This is a genomic window from Streptomyces sp. NPDC001415, from assembly GCF_053597395.1.
Genome location: NZ_JBSFIE010000004.1, coordinates 309,237 through 334,215, shown reverse-complemented (window position 1 = coordinate 334,215; position 24,979 = coordinate 309,237). Strand labels below are relative to the sequence as shown.

General features: G+C 70.2%; 21 protein-coding genes and 1 tRNA gene. 13 read left to right on the top strand and 9 right to left on the bottom strand.

The genetic code is table 11. From position 1 onward, the window contains the following. Positions 1–67: 67 nt before the first annotated feature. Positions 68–2,599 carry a collagenase gene (locus tag ACWC2B_RS07665; RefSeq protein ID WP_450715525.1) on the bottom strand — a complete coding sequence of 844 codons (2,532 nt, stop codon included), beginning with the start codon at positions 2,597–2,599 and terminating at the stop codon, positions 68–70. Positions 2,600–2,977: 378 nt separating this feature from the next. Here ACWC2B_RS07665 and ACWC2B_RS07660 point away from each other — a divergent pair, with 378 nt between their 5' ends. Together ACWC2B_RS07660 and ACWC2B_RS07655 are read left to right on the top strand one after the other, a co-directional pair. Further along, on the top strand, positions 2,978–3,505 hold the full coding sequence (locus ACWC2B_RS07660; RefSeq protein WP_450715524.1) for an NUDIX hydrolase: 528 nt from the start codon (positions 2,978–2,980) through the stop codon (positions 3,503–3,505). Between the two features lie 193 nt (positions 3,506–3,698). Beyond that, positions 3,699–4,445 carry a class I SAM-dependent methyltransferase gene (locus ACWC2B_RS07655; RefSeq protein ID WP_450715523.1) on the top strand — a complete coding sequence of 249 codons (747 nt, stop codon included), beginning with the start codon at positions 3,699–3,701 and terminating at the stop codon, positions 4,443–4,445. A gap of 121 nt (positions 4,446–4,566) precedes the next feature. On the opposite strand, the gene ACWC2B_RS07650 is transcribed toward ACWC2B_RS07655, so the two are convergent. Continuing rightward, complete coding sequence (locus ACWC2B_RS07650) at positions 4,567–5,577, bottom strand: helix-turn-helix transcriptional regulator (protein ID WP_450715522.1); 1,011 nt, start codon at positions 5,575–5,577, stop codon at positions 4,567–4,569. Positions 5,578–5,673: 96 nt separating this feature from the next. On the opposite strand from ACWC2B_RS07650, the gene ACWC2B_RS07645 reads away from it, so the two are divergent. The 3 genes from ACWC2B_RS07645 (at position 5,674) to ACWC2B_RS07635 (ending at position 8,156) form a co-directional block, all read left to right on the top strand. Then, positions 5,674–6,072 (top strand): VOC family protein, encoded by a 399-nt coding sequence (locus ACWC2B_RS07645; protein ID WP_450715521.1) that lies wholly within the window; start codon positions 5,674–5,676, stop codon positions 6,070–6,072. A gap of 157 nt (positions 6,073–6,229) precedes the next feature. Next, on the top strand, positions 6,230–7,324 hold the full coding sequence (locus ACWC2B_RS07640) for an alcohol dehydrogenase catalytic domain-containing protein (protein ID WP_450715520.1): 1,095 nt from the start codon (positions 6,230–6,232) through the stop codon (positions 7,322–7,324). Positions 7,325–7,505: 181 nt separating this feature from the next. Next, positions 7,506–8,156: a rhomboid family intramembrane serine protease gene (locus ACWC2B_RS07635; RefSeq protein ID WP_450715519.1), complete on the top strand. Its 651-nt coding sequence runs from the start codon at positions 7,506–7,508 to the stop codon at positions 8,154–8,156. 25 nt (positions 8,157–8,181) lie between these two features. Here the strand turns inward: ACWC2B_RS07635 and ACWC2B_RS07630 are convergent, their stop codons facing one another. Together ACWC2B_RS07630 and ACWC2B_RS07625 are read right to left on the bottom strand one after the other, a co-directional pair. Continuing rightward, a complete protein-coding gene (locus ACWC2B_RS07630) occupies positions 8,182–9,348 on the bottom strand; it encodes a copper resistance D family protein (RefSeq protein ID WP_450715518.1) in 1,167 nt (388 codons plus the stop codon). 90 nt (positions 9,349–9,438) lie between these two features. Next, positions 9,439–9,915: a protein-tyrosine phosphatase family protein gene (locus ACWC2B_RS07625; protein WP_450715575.1), complete on the bottom strand. Its 477-nt coding sequence runs from the start codon at positions 9,913–9,915 to the stop codon at positions 9,439–9,441. 213 nt (positions 9,916–10,128) lie between these two features. On the opposite strand from ACWC2B_RS07625, the gene ACWC2B_RS07620 reads away from it, so the two are divergent. After that, positions 10,129–11,376, top strand: coding sequence for a serine hydrolase domain-containing protein (locus tag ACWC2B_RS07620; protein WP_450715517.1), 1,248 nt, complete (start codon positions 10,129–10,131; stop codon positions 11,374–11,376). A gap of 67 nt (positions 11,377–11,443) precedes the next feature. Beyond that, positions 11,444–11,521: transfer RNA gene (locus tag ACWC2B_RS07615), tRNA-OTHER, on the top strand. A 143-nt stretch (positions 11,522–11,664) separates the two neighbouring features. On the opposite strand, the gene ACWC2B_RS07610 is transcribed toward ACWC2B_RS07615, so the two are convergent. The 4 genes from ACWC2B_RS07610 to ACWC2B_RS07595 all read right to left on the bottom strand — a co-directional run bounded on the left by ACWC2B_RS07610 (position 11,665) and on the right by ACWC2B_RS07595 (position 15,475). Then, complete coding sequence (locus ACWC2B_RS07610) at positions 11,665–12,309, bottom strand: response regulator transcription factor (protein WP_450715516.1); 645 nt, start codon at positions 12,307–12,309, stop codon at positions 11,665–11,667. Beyond that, a complete protein-coding gene (locus ACWC2B_RS07605; protein ID WP_450715515.1) occupies positions 12,273–13,559 on the bottom strand; it encodes a sensor histidine kinase in 1,287 nt (428 codons plus the stop codon). The genes ACWC2B_RS07610 and ACWC2B_RS07605 overlap by 37 nt, the downstream gene beginning before the upstream one ends. Continuing rightward, the gene (locus ACWC2B_RS07600) at positions 13,556–14,428 is read right to left on the bottom strand and encodes a CPBP family intramembrane glutamic endopeptidase (RefSeq protein ID WP_450715514.1); all 873 of its coding nucleotides are present in this window, start codon (positions 14,426–14,428) and stop codon (positions 13,556–13,558) included. Before ACWC2B_RS07600 ends, ACWC2B_RS07605 begins: the two co-directional genes overlap by 4 nt. Before the next feature lie 138 nt (positions 14,429–14,566). Beyond that, on the bottom strand, positions 14,567–15,475 hold the full coding sequence (locus ACWC2B_RS07595; protein ID WP_450715513.1) for an alpha/beta hydrolase: 909 nt from the start codon (positions 15,473–15,475) through the stop codon (positions 14,567–14,569). 107 nt (positions 15,476–15,582) lie between these two features. Between ACWC2B_RS07595 and ACWC2B_RS07590 the strand changes: the two genes are divergently transcribed. Beyond that, entirely contained in the window at positions 15,583–16,617 is a 1,035-nt protein-coding gene (locus ACWC2B_RS07590) for a PucR family transcriptional regulator (RefSeq protein ID WP_450715512.1), read from the top strand. Between the two features lie 127 nt (positions 16,618–16,744). Here the strand turns inward: ACWC2B_RS07590 and argG are convergent, their stop codons facing one another. Then, positions 16,745–18,193: an argininosuccinate synthase gene (argG, locus tag ACWC2B_RS07585; protein WP_450715511.1), complete on the bottom strand. Its 1,449-nt coding sequence runs from the start codon at positions 18,191–18,193 to the stop codon at positions 16,745–16,747. Positions 18,194–18,414: 221 nt separating this feature from the next. On the opposite strand from argG, the gene ACWC2B_RS07580 reads away from it, so the two are divergent. From ACWC2B_RS07580 to ACWC2B_RS07560, 5 genes are all read left to right on the top strand, one after another. Then, positions 18,415–19,086, top strand: coding sequence for a HEAT repeat domain-containing protein (locus tag ACWC2B_RS07580; RefSeq protein WP_450715510.1), 672 nt, complete (start codon positions 18,415–18,417; stop codon positions 19,084–19,086). Between the two features lie 3 nt (positions 19,087–19,089). Then, entirely contained in the window at positions 19,090–20,097 is a 1,008-nt protein-coding gene (locus ACWC2B_RS07575; RefSeq protein ID WP_450715509.1) for a MerR family transcriptional regulator, read from the top strand. 320 nt (positions 20,098–20,417) lie between these two features. Then, the gene (locus ACWC2B_RS07570) at positions 20,418–21,434 is read left to right on the top strand and encodes a LacI family DNA-binding transcriptional regulator (protein ID WP_450715508.1); all 1,017 of its coding nucleotides are present in this window, start codon (positions 20,418–20,420) and stop codon (positions 21,432–21,434) included. Continuing rightward, on the top strand, positions 21,431–22,990 hold the full coding sequence (locus tag ACWC2B_RS07565) for a sugar ABC transporter ATP-binding protein (protein ID WP_450715507.1): 1,560 nt from the start codon (positions 21,431–21,433) through the stop codon (positions 22,988–22,990). Before ACWC2B_RS07570 ends, ACWC2B_RS07565 begins: the two co-directional genes overlap by 4 nt. Further along, entirely contained in the window at positions 22,980–24,935 is a 1,956-nt protein-coding gene (locus ACWC2B_RS07560) for an ABC transporter permease/substrate-binding protein (RefSeq protein WP_450715506.1), read from the top strand. The genes ACWC2B_RS07565 and ACWC2B_RS07560 overlap by 11 nt, the downstream gene beginning before the upstream one ends. Positions 24,936–24,979 lie beyond the last annotated feature (44 nt).

Sequence of the window (24,979 nt, the reverse complement as noted above, 5' to 3'; positions counted from 1 at the left end):
TTTCCCGACCTCGGTGTGCCGGCCCGCTTCTCCGGACCGGCACCCCGATGGGATCAGTGGACCGGGATCAGTAGGCCGTCGTGACCGTTACTCCGCTGAACGCGGTCTTCGCGTACAGGCTGATGTACCGGTATCCGGCAGTGCTGTTGGTGACGGTGATGCTCTCGGTGTTACCCGCCTTGGTCGAACGGGCGGTGTAGGACGTGTTGGTGGCCCAGCCGTTCGGGTTGTAGTAGAGGTCGGCGTTGCCGGTGCCGCCCGTGGTCGTGATGTGGAGGGTCACCTTTCCGGCCGGCATGTACAGGAACATGTAGTCGTGGTTGCCCGCCGTGGCCGTGCGGCCCGAGCGGGAGCAGTTCTGGTCCATGACGCGGGGGTCGGCGTTGGTGCAGGTGGGAAGGGCGCCGGTGACCGCGACGGACTTGGTGGTGGTGGCGGTCTTGCCCTTGGCGTCGGTGACCTTCAGGGTGATCGTGTACGTGCCGGGGGCCTTGTAGGTCTTCGACGGGCTGGTGGCCGTGGAGGTCGTGCCGTCGCCGAAGTCCCACGCACGGGCGGTGATGGTGCTGCCGGCGTCGGTCGACTTGTCGGTCAGGTTCACCGTCAGGCCGGAGACGGTGGCGTCGAAGCCCGCGGCCGGGCCGCTGCTCGTGGCACCGCAGGCGCCGGCGGCACACGCGTCGAGCCAGGTGTTGAAGTCGGCGTCGTAGCGGGTGCCGATGCCCGTGTTGTAGACCGCGTAAGCACCGGTGTAGTCGCCGGCACGGAACTTGGTCAGCATGTTCTGGACGTCGGCGGGGTGCTTCTCGACCATGTAGCGGGTGGCGAGGTAGCCCCACGGATAGGTGCGGGTCAGGTCGGAGTTGGCGTACGTGCTCTGCCACAACGTACTCAGCGCGTAGGTGTGCTGCGCGGCGTCGGCGATCGCCTCGGTGTCGGCGATGCCGCGGTAGCTGTACGAGACGTACTCCGCGAAGCCCTCGATCCACCAGATGTCCGGCACGGCCTGCCCGGCGTTGAAGTCACCGGCCATGTCGTAGCGGCCGTCGAGGTAGTGCGTGTACTCGTGGTTCAGGTTCCAGATGTCGCCGGGGAAGCCGTCGTTGACGCTCTTCACGTACGAGAGGAACCGGGCCTGGTTGTTCGGGTCGGAGGGGTTGCCCTCCAGGTACTCGCCGCCGTTGTTGGTGCTGTTGCCGAAGATCCAGCCGGAGTACGTCTGGTAGTCCTTCGGGCTGGCGAACGTCACGATCTGGATGTTCGTGTTGTGGTCGTCGGCGACGGGACCGTTGTCCTTGACGAGGCTGTGGAAGTACGCGTCCTGACCCTTGAGGCTGGTGCAGGCCGCGGTGAGGGCGGCGTCGGTCAGGGACTGGGCGCGGAAGGTGTGGCCGGCGTCGCAGTTGTACGTGATCGGCAGCGCGGCCTTGGTGAGCTGGCCGACGAAGTCGCAGGTGCCGTAGTACGAGCACTGGGCCTTGTCGTTGGCGTCCGTCATCGCGGCGACCCCGACCCACAGCGGCGCGGCCGGACCCGTGATGGCGGAGGCGCCGAGCAGCCCCTTCGCCAGCGGCCTGACCTTGGCCTGCAGCGCGGGCGTGTCGAGGAAGCGGGCCGTCTCCGTACCCGCGTTGGACGCCAGGTAGAACCAGGCGTCGTTGAGCTTGGAGAGGTGGTTCAGGGTGAAGCTGCTCAGTGTGTCGATGATGCTCGGGTCGGCGGTCACCGCCGAGATGTACGCCGGGTTCCAGTGGCCGCGGAAGAGCGGGGTGAACACGTCGTTGACGGCGGTGTCCATGCTCCAGTACGCGTCGTAGGAGCTGTTGTAGGCGTTGAGCACCTTCTTGTACGTGTTCAGGTAGCGGGCCTGCTCGTTGGCGCTGTCGGTGAGGATCAGGACCTCGCCCATGATGTCGCCGTTGGCCGCGCTGACGTCCATGAAGTGCGAGGAGGCGGTGAACGTGTCCAGGGCGGCCTCGCTGGCGGTGGCCAGGGTCGGGCCGTAGGGGCCGACGTCGGAGGCGTTGTTGGACTGGACGTAGTACCCGGCGCGCAGGAACAGCACCAGCTGCCAGACGTTGGTGGAGTTGTCACCCGGGTAGGTGCGCGCCGTGTTCTGCAGGGCGTTGGCCACGGTGACCATCTGCGCCTCGCGGAACGCGTTGTAGGCGTTGGTCCCGGTGAGGCTGAACAGCGTGTTGACGCAGTTGGTGGTCGACGCCTGGACGAACGCGACCAGGTCGGCCCCGGTCCGGCTGCCGAAGTCGCCCGGGGTGCAGGACGCCGCGGCCGCGCCCTTCGCCGCGCTGCTCCTCGGCTTCTGCGTGACCGGTGAGGTCAGCGGTCTGTTGGGGGGAAGATGAGCGGCGTCGATCGGGCTGTGCCGGGCGTCGGAACGGTCGGACACGTCGGCCGTCGAACCGACCGGCGGGGGCGCGGACTTGCTCTTGGGCTGCGCCGCGCCGGTGGACCCCGAGGGGCCGTCGACGGCGGCGGCTCGGCCCGGCTGTACGAGCATGGCGAGGCCCAGGCAGAGGGCGAGGGCAAGTATCAGGAAGCCGGTGAGACTTCGTCTTTGTCCATCTGGACGGGTGTTCACGTGCCGCCTCCCAGCGGTGTGAAGGCCGCGCTCGGGGCGCGGCGGTGGGGGTACCGCGGGCACGGGCCGTCCGACCGCCCCGGAACCCGGTGCGTACCCGCCCCTTGCTTCGGGGCGAGCCGCCCCTGACTCCGGGGCACGGCGGAGCGGACCCGATGACACCCGCGGGTCGTACTGATCGATTGGCATGAACGCGGCTTGCTCGTGCGGTCTGTAAAATTGCATATGTCACATGGCTTGTGAAGGGAGTGCGGGTAAACCGGAGGCAATTCCTGGGGGACGGGGGTGCGTTCGCGCTCGGCTCCGGCGGCCGCCCTGCCCTCGAACTCGACTTCACTGGAGCGGAGTTGGGGCCTGGATTGCGGTTACCGTGAAGGCATGTCAGAAGATCAGCACGACATCGCCGTGGACAGCGGCGTCCGGGCCCTGGTGCCGGCCGTCGGCGAACTCTGGGCCGTCGGCGCGGTGATCCTCAATCGGGACGGCAAGGCCTTCGCCCAGAAACGCGGTCCCCATCGCCGTCTCTTCCCGGACTGCTGGGACATCGCCGGCGGGCACGTTGAGCCCGGCGAGTCCCTCATCGGCGCCCTCGCGCGGGAAGTCGAGGAGGAGACCGGCTGGCGGGTGCGTCGCGTGTGCGGGCTGCTGGGCGTCACCAGCTGGGCCGGGGACGACGACGGCCGGGTGCGGCAGGAGGCCGACTATCTCGTCGAGGTCGACGGCGACTTGGACCACCCCGCCCTGGAGTGGTCCAAGCACACTGGCTACGACTGGTTCGGGCCCCAGGACCTCGCCCGGCTCAAGGAGAACCGTGCCCCGGGGGAGTACCTCATCCATGACCTGATCGCCACGGCGCTACGAGATCGCCGGGGCGGGGCGCGTCCAGCCTCGTATCGCCAGCCCTAATGCATCGACACGCGAGTGACCCCGACTCCTCGAATTCGTGTGGGGGTCCCGGCCATTTGGGCACGCCGCGTTCGTGTGACCACCGCCTCGCGCCCCTGATCTTTCGTAGCTTCTGCCAGTACGGGCCCGCTGCCGGATGTGGAGAGACTGCCGGTGTCCAGGGAGAGTGCACCACCAACGGGAGGAGTGCTCAGTGAGCACGCAGGAGATGTACGACGAGATCGGTGAGGCGTTCGAGGGGTTCAAGGCCCTGCCGTTGGCCCAGTACGTGGAGGCGCCCAGCTTCCTCGGCATGGTCGGGGACGTCGCCGGCAAGAAGGTGATCGACCTGGCCTGCGGAACCGGGTTCTACAGCCGCGAGCTGAAGCGGCGCGGCGCGGCGGATGTGTTCGGCGTCGATATTTCCGGCGAGATGATCGCCGCCGCGGCAGGCATCGAGCAGGCCGACCCGCTCGGAGTGCTTTACCAGGTCGGTGACGTGGCCGACCTGTCACTGGCGGAAGAACGATTCGATGTCGCCACCGCCGTGATGCTGCTCAACTACGCGGAAACCGACGCCGAGTTCGAGCACCTGTGTCGCAAGGTGCACGAGAGCCTGAAGAGCGGCGGCGAGTTCTTCATGCTGCACCAGAAGCCGGACTACGACTTCTCCGGGCCGTCGCCGCGCCCGTACGGGTTCCTCACCGAGCTGACCGGCGAACAGTCCGAAACCGGGCCCCGGGTGAAGGTCACCGCGCTGCTGGAGGGGGCGCCGATCTCGTTCACCTCCGGGCTGGCACGCCGCGAGGTGTTCGAAACCTGCCTGGCCAAGGCGGGGTTCAGCGAGATCACATGGGTGCCGACGGAGGTGTCACCTGCCGGGATCGCCGCGTACGGTGGCGAGTTCTGGGCGGACTACCGGGCCAACCCGGCCTTCGAGATGCTGCGCTGCCGCGCCTGACGACGGGGCGGAGCCCCGAGTCGCCGCGCGCGCAACGCGGGGCGCCGGGATGGCGCGTGCTGCGTGTCCCAACTCGCAGGCCAGATGCCCATGACAACTGAGCCGGCACACCGGACAGGGGTCATTGATGCCTCCCGCCGCCCCCGGGCGGCCGGGCCGAAACGGCGAGCCGGGCGGCGAGACCGGCGACGAGGGCGCGGAGTTCGTCCGGGCGCTCGATGACGAACGGCCGGTCCAGTGAGGCGAGTACGCCTGGCAGCCAGTCGAGCCGCTCCACCCGAAGCTCGACCCGGCACCAGGGCCCGGCCGACGCATCCGCGCGGGTGGCGGACGGCAATTCCTCCAGGGTCGCGAGCCCGGCGGGCAGCCGGGCGCGGATCTGCTCGGCCGTTCCCTGGATCCGCAGGGTCACCGCATGCCGGTACGGAGCTGTGGCGAGCCCGGACAGGACACGTTCCGCCGGGTCGATTCCGGCGGGCGGCACGAACGAGCCGGGCAGAGTCCTCGCATCGGCGATGCGGTCGAGCCGGAACGTCCGCTCCTCGCGGAGAGCGGGATCCTCGCCCGTCACGTACCACTTCCCCCAGTGGGCGACGAGCCCGTACGGGTGCAGGGTGCGTTCGCTGCGCCGGCCATCGGCGGCGGCGTACCGGAGCGAGACCGGCCGGTGGTGGCGTACGGCGTCGGCGATCGTGAGCAGGACCGTGCTCTCGGGCCCGACCGAGTCGCCGGGCGGGGTCGTGAAGGCCAGCGAGTCGAGGACGGCGTCGAGCCTGCGGGCGAGCCGCGTGGGCAGGACCCGCCAAATCTTGGCCGCCGCCGTCTCGCTCGCCGCGCCGGTGCTCGTCATCAGACCGGCCCGCTGACCGGCGACCAGGCCGAGGAGCACCGCGAGCGCTTCGTCGTCGCTCAGCATGAGGGGAGGCATGCGGTAGCCGGGGGCGAGCCGGTAGCCGCCGTAACGCCCGCGCACCGACTTGACGGGCACATCGAGATCGATGAGGTGCTGGACATAGCGCCGCACCGTGCGCTCGTCGACGTCGAGTTGACCGGCGAGTTCGGCGACGTTGCGGACGCCGCCGGACTGCAGGAGTTCCAGCAGGGTGAGTACGCGGGCGGTGGGTCGGGGCATGTCCGGAAGTCTCTCGCGGATACCGGACGGATTCTGTCCGGTATCGGTCGTAGCGTGCGACCACAAGCACTGGTCACACGCTCAAGGAGCCACCCCATGGACTTCGTCTCGATCCGCGTCATCACGGGTGACATCACCCGCCTCGTCGATTTCTACGAGCGCGCCACCGGCGTGCGCGCCGCCTGGTCCACCGAGGACTTCGCCGAACTCAGGACCGCCACGGCCACCCTCGCGATCGGCAGCACCCGCACGGTCCCCCTGTTCGCACCCGGCGCCGCCCACCCGGCCGACAACCGGAGCGTCATCCTCGAATTCCGCGTGGACGACGTGGACGGCGTCCACCAGAACCTGACCGCCCACGTCGAGGACTTCGTCCAGGAGCCCACCACGATGCCGTGGGGCAACCGCTCGCTCCTCCTGCGCGACCCCGACGGCAACCTCGTGAACTTCTTCACCCCCGTCACCCCCGCCGCGATCGAGAGGCTCGCCGGCTGATGCGGCGTCCCCGTTCGGCGTCGCTGCCCAGCCGGACGTCAGGCAGAGGCTTGGCAGAGGGCTGGCAGTCCTAGGATGAGCCACTCCTGGATGCGGGTGGGGCGACTCGTCATGGTGGTCCCACTCCACGGAACTCCAGAGCATCCAGGGAAGAGCCATGACCATGAAGGCCGCACTGTTGAGGTCGTTCGGATCACCGCTGGTGATCGAGGCAATGCCGGACCCGGTCCTCGGTACGGGGGAGGTGGTCGTGGATGTCGTGGCGAGTCCTGTACTCCCGTACATGGGTGAGGTGTTGAGCGGCGAGCGCCGGTACTTGCTCCAACTGCCGCTCGTGCCGGGAGCCGGGGCGGTCGGCAGGGTGCGGGCGGTCGGGCCCGACGCGACGCGTCTGGCCGTCGGCGACTGGGTCTACTGCGACCCGACCGTGCGCTCGCGCGACGGCGGGAAGACGCCCGACATCACCCTCCAGGGCCTGAGCGCCCGCGGTGACGGCGGGCTGCACCTGCAGCGTCACTTCCGCCACGGTGGCTTCGCCCAGCGGATGCTGATCCCGACCGAGAGCGCGGTCCCGATCGGCCCGATCACCCCTGCGGACGCCGGGCGCTGGTGCGCACTCGGACTGCTCCTCGTGCCGTACGGAGGCCTCCTCGCGGCGCGGTTGGAGGCAGGTGAGACGCTGCTCGTGAGCGGCGCGACCGGCCACTTCGGCAGCGCGGCCGTACAGGTCGCCCTGGCGATGGGGGCGGGGTGCGTGGTGGCGCCCGGCCGCAACGAGAAGGTGCTGGACGACCTGGTACGCCGCTTCGGCCCGCGCGTCCGGCCCGTGCGGCTCACCGATGACCAGGACGAGAACCGCGAACGGATGCGCCGGACGGCCCCGGGCCCGATCGACTGCGTACTCGATCTGCTGCCGCCTGCGGCCGGGGCGACCCTGGTGCGGACGGCGGCCATGACCGTGCGCGAGTTCGGCCGGGTCGTCCTGATGGGAGGCGTCGGCATGCTGGGCGGCGACGACCTCCAGCTGCCCTACCCGTGGCTCATGCGGAACAACATCACGGTCCGGGGCCAGTGGTTGTGTCCGCCGGGCGCCGGCCATCGCCTCACCGGCCTGATCGGGTCCGGCCTCCTGGATCTGACCCAGTTCGAGGTGACGGAATTCCCTCTGGACGAGGCCCATGCGGCCGTTGCCCACGCTGCCGCCGACGGAGGGCCTTTCAGGACGACGGTGATCCGGCCCGATCAGTGCTGATCCCGCCCGCCCCAGTCGCCCGTTCACGCGGCACTTCATGGGACATTTCCCGCGGCATTCCCCGCGGGCTTACCATGCCCCTTCGGATTCCAGGGATTCGAGCACAGGGCTACAGGGGGCGCATTCGGTGGGCGGGCTGCTGCAGGGGTGGGATCGGACGGGGCGGCGGAGCGCCGAAGAGATGATCGCGGAGGCGCGCAAGGCGTTCTTCGTGATGTTCGGATTCATGGTGGTCGTCTGGGTCCTCCAGGTCGTCAACTGGCTGTCGGACTACCGCCTGGACATGGACTTCGGGGTCATCCCGCACGACCCGAGCCGTCTGGGAGCCATCCTGGTCGCGCCCTTCCTGCACTTCGGCTGGGACCACATCGAGGCCAACTCCGGGCCCTTGTTCGTCTTCGGGTTCCTGGCGGCGTACCGCGGTGTGGTCCGCTTTCTGTGGCTGACCCTCCTCGTCGCGGTGACCAGCGGCCTCGCGGTCTGGGTCTTCCAGGGCAGCCACACCATCGGGGTCGGCGCGAGCGGCGTGATCTTCGGCTACTTCGGATACGTGGTGCTGCGCGGCCTGTTCGACCGCCGTCTCATCGACACGCTCATCGGCCTGGTGATGGCGGCCTCCTTCGCCTACATGGTGACGGTCGCCGTTCCTGGGACTCCGGGAGTGAGCTGGCTGGCGCACCTTGGTGGGCTGGTCGGCGGCATGGCCGGCGCGTACCTGCTGCGTGACGGTCGCCGTCCCGCAGCCGTCGCGGGCGAAGCGCGTCCCGCGGCCCCGGTGGACGCGGGCCGCGCCGACCTCCACAAGGAACTCCGCGATCTGGGACTTCTCTGAGAGCCTGGGTCCAACCCCGTCCCGATCAGGCCACAGCCGGGCTCCCGCGGCGGGCCAGCGCGTCGGACGTCCTCGCCGTGATGCAGAGGGACGCCGCGAGCGTGAGGACCAGGGCGGCGCCCACCGTGATGATGCCGGCGTTCGTGACGGCCGGCGGGCTGCCCGCTTCCGCGCGGGCCGAGCCGCTGAGGAAGGGGATCACGGCCAGGACGGCGATTCCCAGGGCGACCTCGGCCCACACGACCTTCGGGAAGTGACGCAGTGTCAGGTGCAGCAGGGACGCCGTGGCGTCGGCGCGGCGGGCCTGGGCGATGCGGGGCATCAGCCAGAACTGGTTGACGCCGCCGGCCACGACCATGCCGAGTACCAGCACGATCTTGATGAGCAGGAACAGTCCGTAACTCGTGCTCCACAGCTGTCCGATGCCGCCGACGTGCTTCCAGCTCATCCACAGTCCGGAGGTGAGTACGGCGCCGACGCAGACGAGGGCGACGAGGCTGAAGCGGCGCCAGAGATCCGCCCAGAGCGCGCCCGCGCCCTCGCTCAGGCGACCGCGGGTCGTGGCGAGGACGGCGAGGACCACCAGGCCGCCGACCCACACCGTGCCGCTCACGATGTGGATCTGTGAGCACACGAGGTCGACCACCTTCTCCGCGTTCTTCGGCGCGGTGGCCGGGACCGCCGCGATGAGCGACACGGCCAACGTCAGGGGCAGCGCGGTGAGAGCGAGGGCGTCGAGACGTCTTCGAACGCGGCCCGAGAACAGCGCGATCAGCGTCGCGGACGCCAGTACCAGGACGACGTTCTGCACCATGAGGATCGTTCCCTGAGCCACCCATGCGCCCTTCGCCGCAGGCGCGCGAAGGAAGTCCCAGATGTTCCCCGGGGCGAGCGCCTCGCCGAACGGCATGCCCTTCCCGGCCCGGGCCACACGACCGGCGAGCTGGAGATAGCCGGTCACCAGCAGTGCGACGCCGGCCCACGCCAGGTATTTCGCCGACCGCCGAGCCAGTACGTCGATGTCACCTTGCTCGTTCCCCGGCGCGCGAAGTGCCGGGCGGACGGTCGCCGCGTACGTCACTGTGGCGCCGATGGCCCCGGACAAGCCCGCGAAATAGCCCGATTTCGTGAGAATCCGCCAGAGCGGGGGCGTGGTGTAGCCGGCCGAGGCGGCCAGGTGAACGAGATTCATGAGAGGTGAGGCTAACCTAAGTAACTCGATAGTGGGTCGCGTCGTCCGCCGATCGGGCATGCAAGGTGGGGGTTTGCCCCCGGGAATCACCTATGCGTCCGGTGCTTCAGGTCGAGGCCGACTCGGGTCGGGCCGGTGTTGTCCGAACCTCGCCACGAACCCCCGCTGCCAAGGCGTTTCGACCGCGCGGGGCGAATAGTTTTCCCGTACGTACGCCACCGCATCCGCGTTCGGGACGCCGTCCAGGACGGCCAGGCAGGCCAGGGCTGTGCCCGTGCGGCCGAAGCCGCCTCCGCAGGCTACTTCCACGCGTTCCTTCCCGGCGCGTGCCAGCAGTGTGCGCAGTGCTTGCGTGAAGGCTGCCCGGTCCGTCGGGAGCCAGAAGTCCGGCCAGCGGAGCCACTGGTGGTCCCACTCCACCGGTGCGGGGCGCCGGCCGCGCAGGTGGAGGGCGAACTCCGGCTTCGGGCCGGGCGGGAGGGGCTTCCTCAGGCCCCGGCCGCGTACGAGCAGTCCGGACGGCAGCCGTAGGACGCCTTCAGTCGAAGGGTCCCAGGGTTGCTCCATGGCCATGGCGTTCATGGGGCGAGGCTAGTCCTTGGGCAAGGAGGGGGGAGCGGTCATCCCTTCAGTTGCCGTCGGGACCGCACGGACCGGCCGCCTCCGCAACCCGGGCGCCGCCATGCGAGGGCGGCTCGGCGGGCCTAGCGTGGGAAGCGAGTGATGTCGTCGTCCGGATGTCTGTGTCCGGGCGTTCCTCTTCCGGCAGGAGGTCTGCCCGTGAGGTATTCACACATCCAGTGGCGCAGAGCGGGCGTGGGGGTCGCGGCGGCCGCGCTGCTGACCGTGCCGGCCGTCACGGGAAGCGCGTACGGGGCCGCGGTGCCCCCGTCCCCCTCCGTGTCGGCGTCGAGCGACAGCGACTTCGTCCAGCTCAGCCCGGCCGTCGCCGCGAAGCTGGACACCGCCATCAAGCAGGTCATGAGTGAGGCGAACGTCCCCGGCGTGATGGTGAGTCTCTCGGCACCCGGCAAGGGCAGCTACGTCAAAGCCTTCGGTGTCGCCGACAAGGCCACGGGCGCCCCGATGAAGCAGGACATGTACATGCGCATCGGCAGTGTGACCAAGACCTTCACCGTGACCGCGCTGCTCGAACTCGTCGACCAGGGCAAGGTGGGCCTCGACGATCCGATCGGCAAGTACATCCCGGGCGTCCCCAACGGTGACAGGATCACCCTGCGTCAACTGGCCGAGATGCGCAGCGGGTTGTTCAACTACTCGGCGGACGAAGGCTTCGTCAAGGCGCTGCTCTCCAACCCGACCAAGCCCTTCACGCCGCAGCAGCTGCTGGACTACGCCTTCAAACACCCGGTCCTGTTCCAGCCGGGCAAGGACTTCCTGTACTGCAACACCAACCTGATCCTGCTCGGGCTCGTCGTGGAGAAGGCGGGCGGCATGCCGCTCGACCAGTTCATCGAACAGAAGGTCGTGAAGCCGGCCGGGCTGACCCACACCAGCTTCCCGACGAACGCCGCGTTCCCCAGCCCGCACGCCCAGGGCTACACCAACCAGACCCTGTCCGGAAAGGTCGAGAAAACCACGGACTGGGACCCCTCCTGGGGCTGGGCGGCCGGAGCGATGATCTCCGACCTGTCGGACCTGAAGAGCTGGGCGACCACCCTGGCCACCGGCACCCTGCTGTCCCCCAAGACGCAGGCCGAGCGCCTCAAGACCATCCCGACGAAGATTCCGCACGGCGGCTACGGTCTGGGCATCTTCAACATCGAGGGCTGGATCGGCCACAACGGCTCACTGCCCGGGTACGAGTCCCTGACGGTGTACCTCCCCGAGGCGAAGGCCACGATGTCCCTGGTCCTCAACACGGACATCCTCCACAACGGGAGCGAGCCCAGCACCCTCTTCGGCCGGGCGATCACCAAGGTGGTGAGCCCGAAGCACGTGTACGACATCCCGGCCGAGGAACCCCATGCGTCGTCCTCGCCGTCGTCCTCACCCAGCTCCGGGTGATGTGAGGAACCAGCTTGGGCAGGGCGGGACTTTATTCGCGTGCCGGCGTGATCGCGCGCGAGCTACGGTGGTGCTCGTCCAGGTGCGCAGGCAGCGGTTACTTCGACTGTTAATCGAGATGTCGCGGGTTCGAGTCCCGTCGTCGGCTCCGGCCGGTGTAGCTCAGTTTGGTAGAGCGCTGTGTACCGCCGCCGACTCTGACCTCTGGACACGTGCTCGGCCCTGTCCGGCCCTCGGCCCTGTCCGGCCCTCGGGCCGGGCCGGGCCGCTCTGTCGATCTGGCGGCAACTACCTCTTGAGGTGGGCCAGCACCGCCAACACCCGCCGGTTGTCGTCGGCCGACGGGGCGATGTCCAGCTTCGTGAAGATGCTCGCCGTGTGTTTGGCCACGGCGCTTTCGCTGAAGTGCAGGGTGTGGGCGATGGCGGCGTTCGAGCGGCCCTCTGCCATCAGTTCCAGGACGTCGTGTTCGCGCGGGGTCAGGCTGTCCGTCGTGCCGCGGGCGTCACTGCGGGCCAGCAGCTTGGCGATGACCTGCGGGTCCATCACGGTGCCGCCCGCCGCGACCCGGCGGACCGCGTCGATGAACTGCTCCGTGTTGGTCACCCGGTCCTTGAGGAGGTAGCCGACGGCACCCTCGCCCCCGGCCAGCAACTCATTGGCGTACAGCTGGTTGACGTACTGCGAGAGGACGAGGACGGGCAGGCCGGGGCAGGTGCGGCGGGCTTCGAGGGCGGCCTGGAGGCCCTCGTCGGTGAAGCTCGGCGGCAGTCGTACGTCGACCACCGCGACGTCCGGCCGCTCGTCCAGGAGCGCCCGCAGCAGGGCCGGGCCGTTGTCCACCGCGGCGACGACGTCGCAGCCGTGCTCACGAAGCGTGCGTATCAGCCCGTCCCTCAGGAGGAAGAGGTCTTCGGCGAGGACAACGCGCACGGAATCTCCAACGTCACAGTGGTGGGCCCGCCCTGCGGGCTGTGCAGGACGAGTGTCCCGTCGAACGTACCCAACCGGCGCCGGACGCCGAGCAGTCCGGTGCCTCGTGAGGCATCCGCGCCGCCGTGGCCGTCGTCCGTGACCGTGATCCGGAGCCGTTCGCCGGCGTACTCCAGCACGATGCGTACGTTCCGGGCGTTCGCGTGCTTGGCGGCGTTCGCGAGGAGCTCGCTGACCGCGAAGTAGGCGGCGGACTCGACGGGGGAGGCCAGCCTTCCGGGCAGCTGGGGCCCGACCTCGACCTCGACGTCGAGGTGGCTGTCCAGCGCCAGCGAGCGCACGGCGTCGCCCAGGCCGCGGTCGGCGAGCACCGGCGGGGAGATGCCCCGCACCAGGTCGCGCAGGTCCCCGAGCGCCCGCGCCGAGGTGTCGCGTACGTCAAGGAGGAGGGCGCGGGCGGCGCCGGGGTCGCTCTCCAGGAGCACGGTGGCGCGCTCAAGGGTCATGCCCAGGGCGACCAGCCGGGCCTGCGCTCCGTCGTGCAAGTCCCGTTCTATGCGCCGGAGTTCGGCCGCCTGGGTGTCCAGGGCCTGGGCGCGGGTGTCGGTGAGCCGGTCGACCCGGCGGGCGAGTTCGGTGCTGCGCGGCACCGAGAGCAGCGGGCGGCTCCAGCGGGCTCGCAGGCGCAGAACCTTCGGCGCGATGAGTACGCCGCCGGCCATGAACACGAGGCCGAGCAGTGCCGCCGCGAGCATGGTCGCGGTGCTGTCGACGGGGATGAACGCGTACCAGTTTCCGGGGCCGAGGTGCCGCCAGACGAACGGCTGCACCAGCGTCCCGAACGCCCCGAACCCGATGAACGCGAGGGGTACGGCAGCCAGTAGCCCGCCGGTCACCGGTTCCACCCAGGCCCACGCCAGATCGCGCCAGAACCCCTCGTCGCCGAGGATCGCGGCCGCCTGCCCGCGTCGGCTCAAGCGGCGGTCGACGGCGAGGGGATCCGGTGGGCTGATACGTGCCCCGGTCCACTCCGTGCCCCACCTGCGGGACCGGTCGGACAGCGTGCGAAGGACGGTCGCCGCGGGCAGCAGCAGCCCGAATCCGACGCCGATCGGCAGCAGGAGGAGGGCGCACACCACGAGGGTGCCCACCGCCGCCACTCCCAGGGAGAGCAGACTCGCCAACTGGCACCGGCCGACGGCGATCAGGGATCGGGAGACTGCCGGTGCCATCGCTGCCTGTCGCGTCATCGAACGGGGTTCGGGGTCCGAGTTTCGGGGAACGCGTGGATCCTAGCCGGGGTCCTCCACGCCCACAGCAGCGCGGCCACCAGGGCCGCCGCCCCGAACAGCACCATCGGCAGCACCGCTCCGGACTCCTCGTCCATGAATAGCAGCATCCCCAGGTTGATCAGCGCGTGAAAGCCCCCGGCCAGCGGGAGCCGCCACGCCCGCACCCGGTCCAGGGCGAGCCCCATGACGACGGACAGGGACACCGAGCCGAGCAGGAACCCGCCCGCGTACGCAGGAGCCTGCGCGAAGACCTGAACATGCCAGACACCCCACAACAGCCCCACCGCGACGGACGACACGAGCGCGCCGAAGCGGGTGCGCAGCAGTGGCTGAAGGAAGCAGCGCCACCCGATCTCCTCACCGCACGCGCCGATGAACTGCGCCGCGACGATGAGCGGGCACGAGTGCCGCAAGGTGCCGGGGCTGGTGAAGTGGCCGTCCCTGGTGACGATCGCGTACGTGCCCGCGCAGAGCGCGATGACGAGCGGCGCGGTGAAGAGCAGCGGCAGGCCGCTCCGTGCGCTCTGGTGGTCGCCCTGGAGGGATCCGGCGAGCAGCGAACGTATCCGCGTCCGCCACACCAGCGCGGCGGTCGCGACCCCAAGTGCCGGGCCGAACTGGGTCAGTTGGACGACCTCGTCCGGGATCCCGGACGCGGGCTGCGCCGCACCGAGCAGCCCGGCCGCCAGGAATGTGACCGCCAGGAACACGCCCGCCATTCGCCCGATGTGCCCGGTGCGCGTGCGCCCGGTGCGGCCGGGTGAAGAAGCCTGAGGGGGTGCATTCCTGCCGGGCGCCGACTTGTACTCGTATCCGGTGTTGCCCATCTGAACTGCCCCCGTGGGTTGGTCGACAACGTCTGCCTTAGACGATGCCGACTCCGAGGAGTGCGGACATTGGGCCTGGCAACCGGGCGGGGGTGTACCCACGTACACCCACGTGCACCTCGGCATAAGCGGGTGGGGTCACTTGGCCAGGGCTCGGCGCAACGCCGCGGCCAGTTCGGCCAGCTGACGCTGCGACACCTCCGCCGACAGGAGTGCCTGCGAGCCGTGGAACGTGCCGGACCACTGGTGCAGTTCGACCGGTACGCCCGACTGCAACAGGCGCAGCGCGTAGGTGATGTCCTCGTCGCGGTTCGGGCAGTACTCTGCCGTCGCGATGTACGCGGGTGGCAGTCCGGACAGGTCGGTGGCGCGGGCGGGGGCGGCGTACGGCGAGACCGGTGTGGAGCCCAGGTAGTGGCGCCACGATGCGGTGATCTTGTCGCGGGTCATCCAAGGTGTGTCGGTGAACTCCCTTGCGGACCAAGTCTGTTGGCTGTCGTCGAGGCCCGGCTGGTTGAGCAGTTGGAAGTGGATCCGCGGGCCCTGTTCGTCACGTGCCCGCAAGGCGATCGCGGCCGCGAGGCCCCCACCGGCGCTGTGTCCGCCCACCGCGATCCGGTCCGGGTCGATGCCGAGTTCGGCCGCGTGCCCGGCCGCCCAGGTCAGTACGGCATAGGCGTCGTCCGGCGCGGCCGGGAACGGGTTCTCGGGGGCCAGGCGGTAGCCCACCGAGATCACCACGGCGCCGGAGGCCTCCGCGATCCGGGCGGCCCACGGGTGCTCGGTCTCCACGTCGCCCATGACGAATCCGCCGCCGTGCAGCCAGATGATGGCGCCCTGCGCCTGGCGCGGGCGGTAGATCCGTACGGGCACCTCCGGAGCGGCGGGCACCATGAGGTCCTCGACGTCCAGGTTCGAGGTGTCCGGTGCCGGTACCGAGGCGGCCAGCGCGGCGAAGTTCACGCGCTCCTTGACCGGGTCGGTCAGGTCGGCGCGGGGAAACAGCGAGATGAATGCTTCGAGTTCGGGATCCAGTTTGTGTTCCATGGGGACCATCCTCGGCCCGGCCGGTCCCCGGGAGCATCCGCCGGGCGTCGGGCATCGGGTGCCCATCACGCACCGTTCGGCGCCTACCCTCCTGTGGGGGAGGTGTCATGGAGGCACTGGTCATACGGCTGTCGCAGTTGGATTCCGCGGCGGAAGGCGCCATCCGCGTCGTCATGTTCTACGACACGCTGATGCGCCGCCGCGTCGATCTCCCGGTGCTCGCCCGGGCCTCGGCGGGTCTGGCCGAATGCGTGGCCGGGATCCGGCTGCACAGCACCGGGCGGGCGGTCCGGTTCGCGCCCGACGGGTCGGCGGCGTCCACCCCGCCGCCGCCTCCGTCCAGCACGGCGCCGATCACCCTCGACGAGGAGGAGATCGGCACGGTGTGGCTGGAACGGCCCGGCGCGACAGGACCGCTCGACGACATGGTGCTCGAACGGCTCTCCATCGCCGTCGCGGCGGCCGTCGAGCGGTACGGGCCGGCCCGCACCACCATGGCCGATCCCGCCCTCGTCGAACTGGTCGTCAGCTCGGACAGCGAGGAGGCGGCCCGAGCCCGGGCGCTACGGCTCCTGGGCTTCGCCGCCGGGGCGCCGGTCCGCGTCGTCGCCGTACGCTCGCACCTTCCGCTCGACCGGGTCGGCGCTCTGCTGTGCCCCGCGCGTCCGGTGAAGGCGGCGCCGCTCGGTGACGTGGGCGTGATCCTGGCCGCGAGCGTGGATCCGGCCGGGCTTCCGGCCGGCGTACGCGCGGGCATCGGCGCCGCCGAGAGCCCCGACCGTTCCTGGTGCGAAGCGCGTACCGCACTCCGTTTCGCCAGCGTGCGCGAACCGGTCGTCCGTTATGAGGAGTTGGGCGCGCTGGCCCTGCTGGCCGAGATACCGCAGGGCGCCTCGCGCGCCAACGCCGATGTGGCCGCGATCGCGCGCCTCGCCGGAAACCCGGAGGATCTGGAGACGCTGGACGCGTACTGCGCCACCGGCTCCCTGCGCCGGGCCGCGGACCTGCTCCATCTGCACCACAGCAGCGTCGCCCGCCGATTGGAGCTGATCGGGAAGACCCTGGGCCTCGAACTCACCGAGCCCACCGGGCTGTTGAGAGCCCGGCTCGCCCTCACCGCGCAGCGGCTGCTCGACGGCTGAGAGCCTGTGGTTGAACCCGGCCCGGGCCGGACGGAGTTCAAGCACAGGCTCTCAACTACAGACTTTCAACCACAGGCTCTCGAACACCTCGGCCCGCTCCTCGTGAGGAGCGGGCCGACGCATGTCGTCAGTCCGTGCCGGACTCCATCGCCGCGCGGTCGAGGAGCTCGTCGGCGGCGGAGACCTCGCCGCGCGAGGCGATGACCTCCGCGCCGCCCTCCGGCATGGCCCCGATGAGGCCGGTCGCCGCCGCCTGCGCGGCGCCGATCAGCTCCGGGTGCGCCGTGCCGACGATGCCGAGACCGGCGTACTGCTCAAGGCGGGCGCGCGAGTCGGCGATGTCGAGGTTGCGCATCGTGAGCTGGCCGATCCGGTCCACCGGGCCGAACGCCGAGTCCTCGGTCCGCTCCATCGACAGCTTGTCCGGGTGGTAACTGAAGGCGGGGCCAGTGGTGTTGAGGATCGAGTAGTCCTCGCCGCGCCGCAGCCGCAGCGTCACCTCGCCGGTGACGGCGGAGCCGACCCAGCGCTGGAGCGACTCGCGGACCATCAGCGCCTGCGGGTCCAGCCAGCGGCCCTCGTACATGAGCCGGCCCAGACGCCGGCCCTCGTTGTAGTACTGGGCGAGGGTGTCCTCGTTGTGGATCGCGTTCACGAGGCGCTCGTACGCCGCGTGCAGCAGCGCCATGCCGGGGGCCTCGTAGATGCCGCGGCTCTTCGCCTCGATGATCCGGTTCTCGATCTGGTCGGACATGCCCATGCCGTGGCGGCCGCCGATCGCGTTCGCCTCCATCACCAGGTCGACCGGCGAGGCGAACTCCTTGCCGTTGATGGTCACCGGGCGGCCCTGGGTGAAGCCGATCGTCACGTCCTCGGTGTCGATCTCGACCGACGGGTCCCAGAACCGCACGCCCATGATCGGCTCGACGGTCTCGACGCCCGTGTCCAGGTGCTCAAGCGTCTTGGCCTCGTGCGTGGCGCCCCAGATGTTGGCGTCGGTGGAGTACGCCTTCTCCGTGCTGTCCCGGTAGGGCAGCTCGTGGGCGAGCAGCCACTCCGACATCTCCTTGCGGCCGCCGAGCTCGGTCACGAAGTCCGCGTCCAGCCAGGGCTTGTAGATCCGCAGGTGCGGGTTGGCGAGCAGGCCGTAGCGGTAGAACCGCTCGATGTCGTTGCCCTTGAAGGTCGAGCCGTCGCCCCAGATCTGGACGTTGTCCTCCAGCATCGCCCGCACGAGCAGGGTGCCGGTGACTGCGCGGCCCAGCGGGGTGGTGTTGAAGTAGGCGCGACCGCCCGAGCGGATGTGGAACGCGCCGCAGGCGAGCGCGGCCAGGCCCTCCTCGACCAGTGCCGCCCGGCAGTCGACCAGGCGCGCGATCTCGGCACCGTAGGCCTTCGCACGGCCGGGCACCGACGCGATGTCGGGCTCGTCGTACTGGCCGATGTCGGCGGTGTAGGTGCAGGGGACGGCGCCCTTGTCGCGCATCCACGCGACCGCGACGGAGGTGTCGAGTCCGCCGGAGAAGGCGATGCCGACGCGCTCGCCGGCGGGCAGGGAGGTGAGAACCTTGGACATGGGAAGAGTATGCATCAATACGAATGTTTATGCAACCCTGCCGTGTGGCCGGACTGGCGCGCTCGTGAGACTGAGCAGCCGATCTGACCCTTTGGCACTTGAGTTGGCCCGTCTGAGAGTCAGGGTTGGCCCTAGGCAGGGACTTGGTGATCGCGCAGCGGGCCCTGTTTGACCTTGACACGGTGACAGGGTCTTCACTGCTTGCCGAGGAGGTGGTCTAGATGAGGATCACGAGACAGGACACGGGTGCGATACGGGCGCTTCAGGGGTTGGAGGACGGCCGTTCGTCCGTGCGACTGCGGGCTGCTCTGGCGGTCGGCACGGCGCCTGACCCGCGCTTCGTCGACAAGCTCATCGAGCGATGCGCGATCGAGCCCGAGTTTTTCGTCCGCGACATGCTGACCTGGGCGCTCACCCGCCATCCGGTGTCCATGACGCTTCCCGAGCTGGTCCGCGAAGTCCGCTCGGAGCGTTCGCAGGCACGGAGCCAGGCGTTGCACACGCTGTCCAAGATCGGGGACCGGCAGGCGTGGCCGGCGATCACACGGGCGCTGCTGTCCGACGCCGACGACGAGGTGGCGCGGAGCGCTTGGCGGACCGCGGTCGTGCTCGTGCCGGAAGGCGAGGAGTCCGCCTTGGCCGCGGTGCTGGCGACGCAGCTCGGGCGCGGTGGGCGGGAGACGCAGCTGAGTCTCAGCCGGGCGCTGATCGCGCTGGGTGAAGCGGTTCTGCCGGCTCTGCATGCTGCGACGACGGCCCCCGACCCACGCGTGCGCGCGCACGCGCTCGCCACACAACGGCTGCTACGCGAGCCGGATGCCGGATTCGAGTTCGCGATCGAGGAAGCGAAGCGCGTCGTGGCCCTCGGCGGGTCCGGCCGGGAGGGACGATAGGACGTGTTGATCGGTGAGGTGGCTCGACGGTCCGGGGTCAGTGCTCGCATGCTCCGGCATTACGAGTCGCTCGGTCTGGTGCGGCCTTCGGGCCGTACCGGCTCCGGTTATCGCGAGTACTCCGCGGAGGACATCCGACGGATCTTCCATATCGAGAGCCTGCGGTCGCTGGGGCTGTCGCTGCGCGAGATCGGGCGCGCGCTCGACGATCCCGGCTTCGCGCCCTCGGCGCTTGTCGACGACCTCATCCGTCAGACACGCGACCGCATCGCGGCGGAGACCGAGCTGCTCACGCGGCTCCGTCGGATCAATGCCGCGGACCCCGCCGGCTGGGAGGACGTCCTTCAGGTCGTTGCACTCCTCCAGGCCCTGGGGTCGAAGAGCGCCGACGCGCGTCAGCGCGCCGCCCTTTCCTCGGTCGACGAGGTTCCGGTGCCGGTGGAGGCCCTGGTCGAGGCGGCACTGAGCGAGACGGAGCCGAACGTCGCCGGGGCCCTTAGATGGGCGCTGGCGCGATCGGGGGGCGACTGCGGCCCGGCACTGCTGGCGGAGGGCCTCGGCTCACCGGTGCCCGCGGTGCGGAAACGCGCCGTTCAGTCTCTCGCCGAGATGCCCGGTGGTGAGGCTACCGCGCGGCTGCGGGACGCCCTCGCGAACCCCGACGTCGTGGTCCGCGGGTATGCGGCTTTGGTGCTCGGGACACGTGGTGTGGCCGATGCGGTCCCGACACTCATCGACCTGATCGTGGAGGGCAGGAACGACACCGATGCAGCCGATGCACTGAGCGTGCTGGCGAGCGACACCGCGACGGCGGATCAGATCGCGACCAGGCTCGTCGACCGCCTGGCCCACGACACCACGGAAGCGCCTGCACGCGGACGGCTGACCCAGGCGCTGGCGGGCATCCCGGGGACGAGGGCGCTACGTGCCCTCGTGGAGCTGTCGCATGACGTGGACCGTGCCGTTGCGCTGACTGCGGCGTACCTTCTTCAGATACGCGACGCACGGTGACAGGTCTCTCCTGGGGTGCCGCGCGCGGCCGAAACGCCCAGGTCGGCAGCGCCCACCTCATCAGGCGGGCCAGCTGCGGCGCTCAGCCGGGCCAACTCGGACGCCAAAGGGCCAACTGAGCCGCTAAGTCACAGCTCGCACGGCCGGACTGGCGCGCTCCGGTGTCGCGGGAGATTCCTTGTCACGATCCGGTCTCCTCCCTCCTCCAGGTCTTGCCCGACCCGCATGTAATCGATTCCAATGCGTGCGTGTAATCGATTCCACGACCGTTCACGCGGGTGGGATCGGGAGTCGGGGTTCCACGAGGAGGTGGTCCGGAGATGGCGGGAATCAAGGAGGTCGCGGCCGAGGCGGGGGTGTCCGTCGCCACGGTGTCGCGGGTGCTCAACAGTCATCCGTCGGTCAGCGAGGCGGCGCGCGCCCGGGTGCTCGCGGCCGTCGAGACGCTCGGCTACCGGCCCAACGCCGTGGCCCGCTCGCTGCGCACCGACCAGACGCGCACGCTGGGCCTGGTCATCAGCGACGTACTGAACCCGTACTTCACCGAGCTCGCCCGTTCGGTGGAAGAGGCGGCTCGGGCCCTCGGCTACAGCGTGATCATCGGCAACGCCGACGAGCGGCCCGAACTCCAGGACCACCACGTCCGCACCCTCCTGGACCGCAGGATCGACGGGCTGCTCGTCTCGCCCACCGACGGCGGCTCCCCGCTCATGCTGGAGGCCGCGCGCGGAGGCACCCCCATGGTCTTCGTCGACCGGTGGATCCCCGGCATCGACGTACCCGTGGTGCGGGCCGACGGCCGGGCCGCCATCCGCGACCTGGTCGCCCATCTCCACCGGCTCGGCCGCCGCAGGCTCGCCATCATCGCGGGCCCGGCAGCCACCACCACCGGCAGCGAGCGCGTCGAGGCGTTCCGCGCGGCGCTCGGCGAGCACGGCATCGCGCTCCCCGACGACTACGTCGGCCAGGGCGACTTCCAGGCGGCCAGCGGGCGCCGGGCCACCGAACGGTTCCTGGCCCTGCCCGAGCCGCCCGACGCCGTCTTCGCCGCCGACAACCTGATGACCCTCGGCGCGCTCGACGCCCTGCGCGCCCGCGGGCTGCGGATCGGCGAGGACGTCGCGCTCGCCGCCTTCGACGACATCCCGTGGTTCGTGCACACCGACCCGCCCGTCACCGCGATCGCCCAGCCGACCGGCGAGCTCGGCCGGGCCGCGGTGCGCGCGCTCGCCGACCTCATCGAGGGCCGGACCCCGCAGTCCGTCACCCTCCCCGCCTCCCTCGTCATACGCCGCTCCTGCGGCGAGAGCGCCCCGAACCCGAGGAGCGAGCAGTGAGCTCAGCAGAGGATCAACTGGCCGTGGATTCCGGTGAGTTGCTGCGCCTCGAAGGGGTACGGAAAGCCTTTCCCGGGGTCGTTGCCCTCGACGGGGTCGACTTCGATCTGCGGCGCGGCGAGGTGCACGTGCTGCTCGGCGAGAACGGCGCGGGCAAGAGCACCCTCATCAAAATGCTCTCCGGCGCCCACCGGCCCGACAGCGGACGCATCCTCGCCGACGGGCGCGAGGTGCGCATCCACGGCGCGCAGGACGCCGAACGCCTCGGCATCGCCACCATCTACCAGGAGTTCAACCTGGTGCCTGAGCTGAGCGTCGCCGAGAACATCTTCCTCGGCCGCCAGCCCCGGCGCTTCGGGATGATCGACCGGCGGGCGATGGAAGACGCCGCCGAGAAGCTGCTCAAGCGGGTCGGCGTGGACGTCCCGCCCCGTACCAAAGTGCGCGAACTCGGCATCGCCCGGCTCCAGATGGTCGAGATTGCCAAGGCGCTCAGCCTGGACGCCCGCGTGCTGATCATGGACGAGCCGACCGCCGTGCTCACCTCCGAGGAGGTGGACAAGCTCTTCCGGATCGTGCGCACCCTGCGCGACGACGGCGTGGGCATCGTCTTCATCACCCACCACCTCGAAGAGATCGCGGCACTCGGCGACCGGGTCACCGTGCTGCGCGACGGCCGCAGCATCGACCAGGTGCCCGCCACGACGCCCGAGGACGAGCTGGTACGGCTGATGGTGGGCCGCAGCATCGAGCAGCAGTATCCGCGCGAACGCCCGGACCCGGGGCGGCCGTTGCTCCAGGTCAGCGGCCTGACCCGGCACGGCGTCTTCCACGACGTCAGCTTCGAGGTGCGGGCCGGGGAGGTCGTCGGCCTCGCCGGGCTCGTCGGCGCCGGTCGCACCGAGGTGGTCCGCGCCGTGTTCGGCGCCGACCCCTACGACGCGGGCACCGTCGAGGTACGCGGCGAACGGCTCGCCCGGGGCGATGTGAACGCCGCGATGGGCGCCGGCGTCGGGCTCGTGCCCGAGGACCGCAAGGGGCAGGGCCTGGTGCTCGACGCCTCCGTACAGGAGAACCTCGGCCTGGTCACGCTGCGCTCGGCCAGCCGCGCCGGGCTCGTGGACCTCAAGGGCCAGCGCACGGCCGCCGCCCGCATCGCCGGGCAGCTCGGGGTGCGCATGGCCGGACTCGACCAGCAGGTGCGCACCCTGTCCGGCGGCAACCAGCAGAAGGTCGTCATCGGCAAGTGGCTGCTCGCGGACACCAAGGTGCTGATCCTGGATGAGCCGACCCGCGGCATCGACGTCGGCGCCAAGGTCGAGATCTACCAGCTCATCAACGAACTCACGGCCTCCGGGCACGCGGTCCTGATGATCTCCAGCGATCTGCCCGAGGTGCTCGGCATGAGCGACCGGGTCCTCGTCATGGCCCAGGGCCGCATCGCCGGCGAACTCCCCGCACACCAAGCGACCCAGGACGCCGTGATGGCGCTGGCCGTCGCCGTACCGAACGCACAGCAGGAGCAGGAAGACATGGAGGGCTCCCGTGGCCACTGAAACGCTCGACAACCGCACGGCCGCGAGCGGGGCCGCGATCGTGCGCCGGCTGCTGCTCGACAACGGCGCGCTCAGCGCCCTGGTGGTCCTGGTCGCGGCGATGGCGCTGCTCTCCGGCGACTTCCTCACCACCCAGAACCTCCTGAACGTCGGCGTGCAGGCCGCGGTCACCGCGATCCTCGCGTTCGGCGTCACCTTCGTCATCGTCTCGGCGGGCATCGACCTGTCGGTCGGCTCGGTGGCCGCGCTCTCGGCGACCGTGCTCGCCTGGTCGGCGACGTCCGAGGGCATGCCCGTGTGGCTCGCCGTCCTGCTGGCCATCGCCACCGGCATCGCCTGCGGACTCGTCAACGGCGTGCTCGTCTCGTACGGCAAACTCCCGCCGTTCATCGCGACGTTGGCCATGCTGTCGGTCGGCCGGGGCCTGTCCCTGGTGATCTCCCAGGGCAGCCCGATCGCCTTCCCCGACTCGGTGTCCGTCCTCGGCGACACACTGGGCGGCTGGCTGCCGGTCCCGGTCCTTGTCATGATCGCCGCCGGACTCGTCACCGCGCTCGTCCTCTCCCGTACGTACATCGGCCGCTCGATGTACGCGATCGGCGGCAACGAGGAGGCGGCGCGGCTCTCGGGCCTGCGCGTGAAGCGGCAGAAGCTCGTCATCTACGCGCTGTCCGGCCTGTTCGCCGCCGTCGCGGGCATCGTCCTCGCCTCCCGGCTCACCTCCGCGCAGCCGCAGGCGGCCCAGGGGTACGAGCTCGACGCGATCGCCGCGGTCGTCATCGGCGGGGCCAGCCTGTCGGGCGGGGTCGGCAAGGCGTCGGGCACCCTGATCGGCGCGCTCATCCTCGCGGTGCTGCGCAACGGGCTCAACCTCCTTTCCGTGTCGGCGTTCTGGCAGCAGGTCGTCATCGGTGTCGTCATCGCCCTTGCGGTCCTCCTCGACACTGTGCGCCGCAAGGCGGGCGCGACGCCCGGAGCCCCTTCCGGCACGGCCGGGTCCGGCGGGAAGGGGCCCGGCGCGGTGAAACTCGCGGTCGCCGCGGTGTGCCTGGCGGCTGTCGTGGGCGCGGGGTACCTCCTGAACCCGGGGTCGTCCGCCGGCACCACCACGAAATTGGGGATGTCGCTCTCCACCCTCAACAACCCCTTCTTCGTGCAGATGAAGGCGGGCGCGCAGGCCGAGGCGAAGGCGGAGGGCATCGACCTCACGGTCACCGACGCGCAGAACGACGCGTCCCAACAGGCCAACCAGATACAGAACTTCACCAGCTCCGGCATGAAGTCGATCATCGTCAATCCGGTGGACTCGGATGCGATCGGGCCCTCCGTACGCGGCGCCAACCAGGCGGACATCCCGGTGGTCGCCGCCGACCGCGGGGTCAACAAGGCCGAGACCGCGACGCTGGTCGCCTCCGACAACGTGGCGGGCGGCAGGCTCGCCGCGCAGACCCTCGCCGAGAAGCTCGGCGGCAAGGGGAAGATCGCGATCCTCCAGGGCACCGCGGGCACCTCCGCGAGCCGGGAGCGCGGCGCGGGCTTCGCCGAAGGCCTCAAGGCGTACCCGGGCATCGAGGTCGCCGCCCGCCAGCCCGCCGACTTCGACCGCACCAAGGGCCTGGACGTCATGACCAACCTGCTCCAGTCCCACCCCGACGTCACCGGCGTCTTCGCCGAGAACGACGAGATGGCGCTGGGCGCGGTGAAGGCGCTGGGCAGCAAGGCGGGCAGCACCGTCGCGGTCGTCGGCTTCGACGGAACTCCCGACGGAATCAAGGCGGTTGAGGCAGGCACGCTGTACGCGTCGGTGGCTCAGCAGCCGGCGGAGCTCGGCCGGATGGCCGTACAGAACGCGGTACGGGCGGCCCGGGGCAAGAAGCCGGACAGCGCGGTGAAGGTGCCGGTGAAGGTGGTGACGAAGAAGAACGCGGCGGAATTCGTCGCGTGAACGCGGCGTGCGGCACTGCTGTCTGACGAGCAATCAGCTGTGAG

Bases quoted from the DNA above. Each gene is read 5' to 3' on its own strand.
- ACWC2B_RS07635 (WP_450715519.1), top strand. From the start codon at position 7,506: ATGATCGCGGAGGCGCGCAAGGCGTTCTTCGTGATGTTCGGATTCATG.
- ACWC2B_RS07590 (WP_450715512.1), top strand. From the start codon at position 15,583: ATGGAGGCACTGGTCATACGGCTGTCGCAGTTGGATTCCGCGGCGGAA.
- ACWC2B_RS07600 (WP_450715514.1), bottom strand. From the start codon at position 14,428: ATGGGCAACACCGGATACGAGTACAAGTCGGCGCCCGGCAGGAATGCA.
- ACWC2B_RS07605 (WP_450715515.1), bottom strand. From the start codon at position 13,559: ATGACGCGACAGGCAGCGATGGCACCGGCAGTCTCCCGATCCCTGATC.
- ACWC2B_RS07640 (WP_450715520.1), top strand. From the start codon at position 6,230: ATGACCATGAAGGCCGCACTGTTGAGGTCGTTCGGATCACCGCTGGTG.
- ACWC2B_RS07580 (WP_450715510.1), top strand. From the start codon at position 18,415: ATGAGGATCACGAGACAGGACACGGGTGCGATACGGGCGCTTCAGGGG.
- ACWC2B_RS07595 (WP_450715513.1), bottom strand. From the start codon at position 15,475: ATGGAACACAAACTGGATCCCGAACTCGAAGCATTCATCTCGCTGTTT.
- argG (WP_450715511.1), bottom strand. From the start codon at position 18,193: ATGTCCAAGGTTCTCACCTCCCTGCCCGCCGGCGAGCGCGTCGGCATC.
- ACWC2B_RS07650 (WP_450715522.1), bottom strand. From the start codon at position 5,577: ATGCCCCGACCCACCGCCCGCGTACTCACCCTGCTGGAACTCCTGCAG.
- ACWC2B_RS07645 (WP_450715521.1), top strand. From the start codon at position 5,674: ATGGACTTCGTCTCGATCCGCGTCATCACGGGTGACATCACCCGCCTC.
- ACWC2B_RS07570 (WP_450715508.1), top strand. From the start codon at position 20,418: ATGGCGGGAATCAAGGAGGTCGCGGCCGAGGCGGGGGTGTCCGTCGCC.
- ACWC2B_RS07625 (WP_450715575.1), bottom strand. From the start codon at position 9,915: ATGGAGCAACCCTGGGACCCTTCGACTGAAGGCGTCCTACGGCTGCCG.
- ACWC2B_RS07660 (WP_450715524.1), top strand. From the start codon at position 2,978: ATGTCAGAAGATCAGCACGACATCGCCGTGGACAGCGGCGTCCGGGCC.
- ACWC2B_RS07630 (WP_450715518.1), bottom strand. From the start codon at position 9,348: ATGAATCTCGTTCACCTGGCCGCCTCGGCCGGCTACACCACGCCCCCG.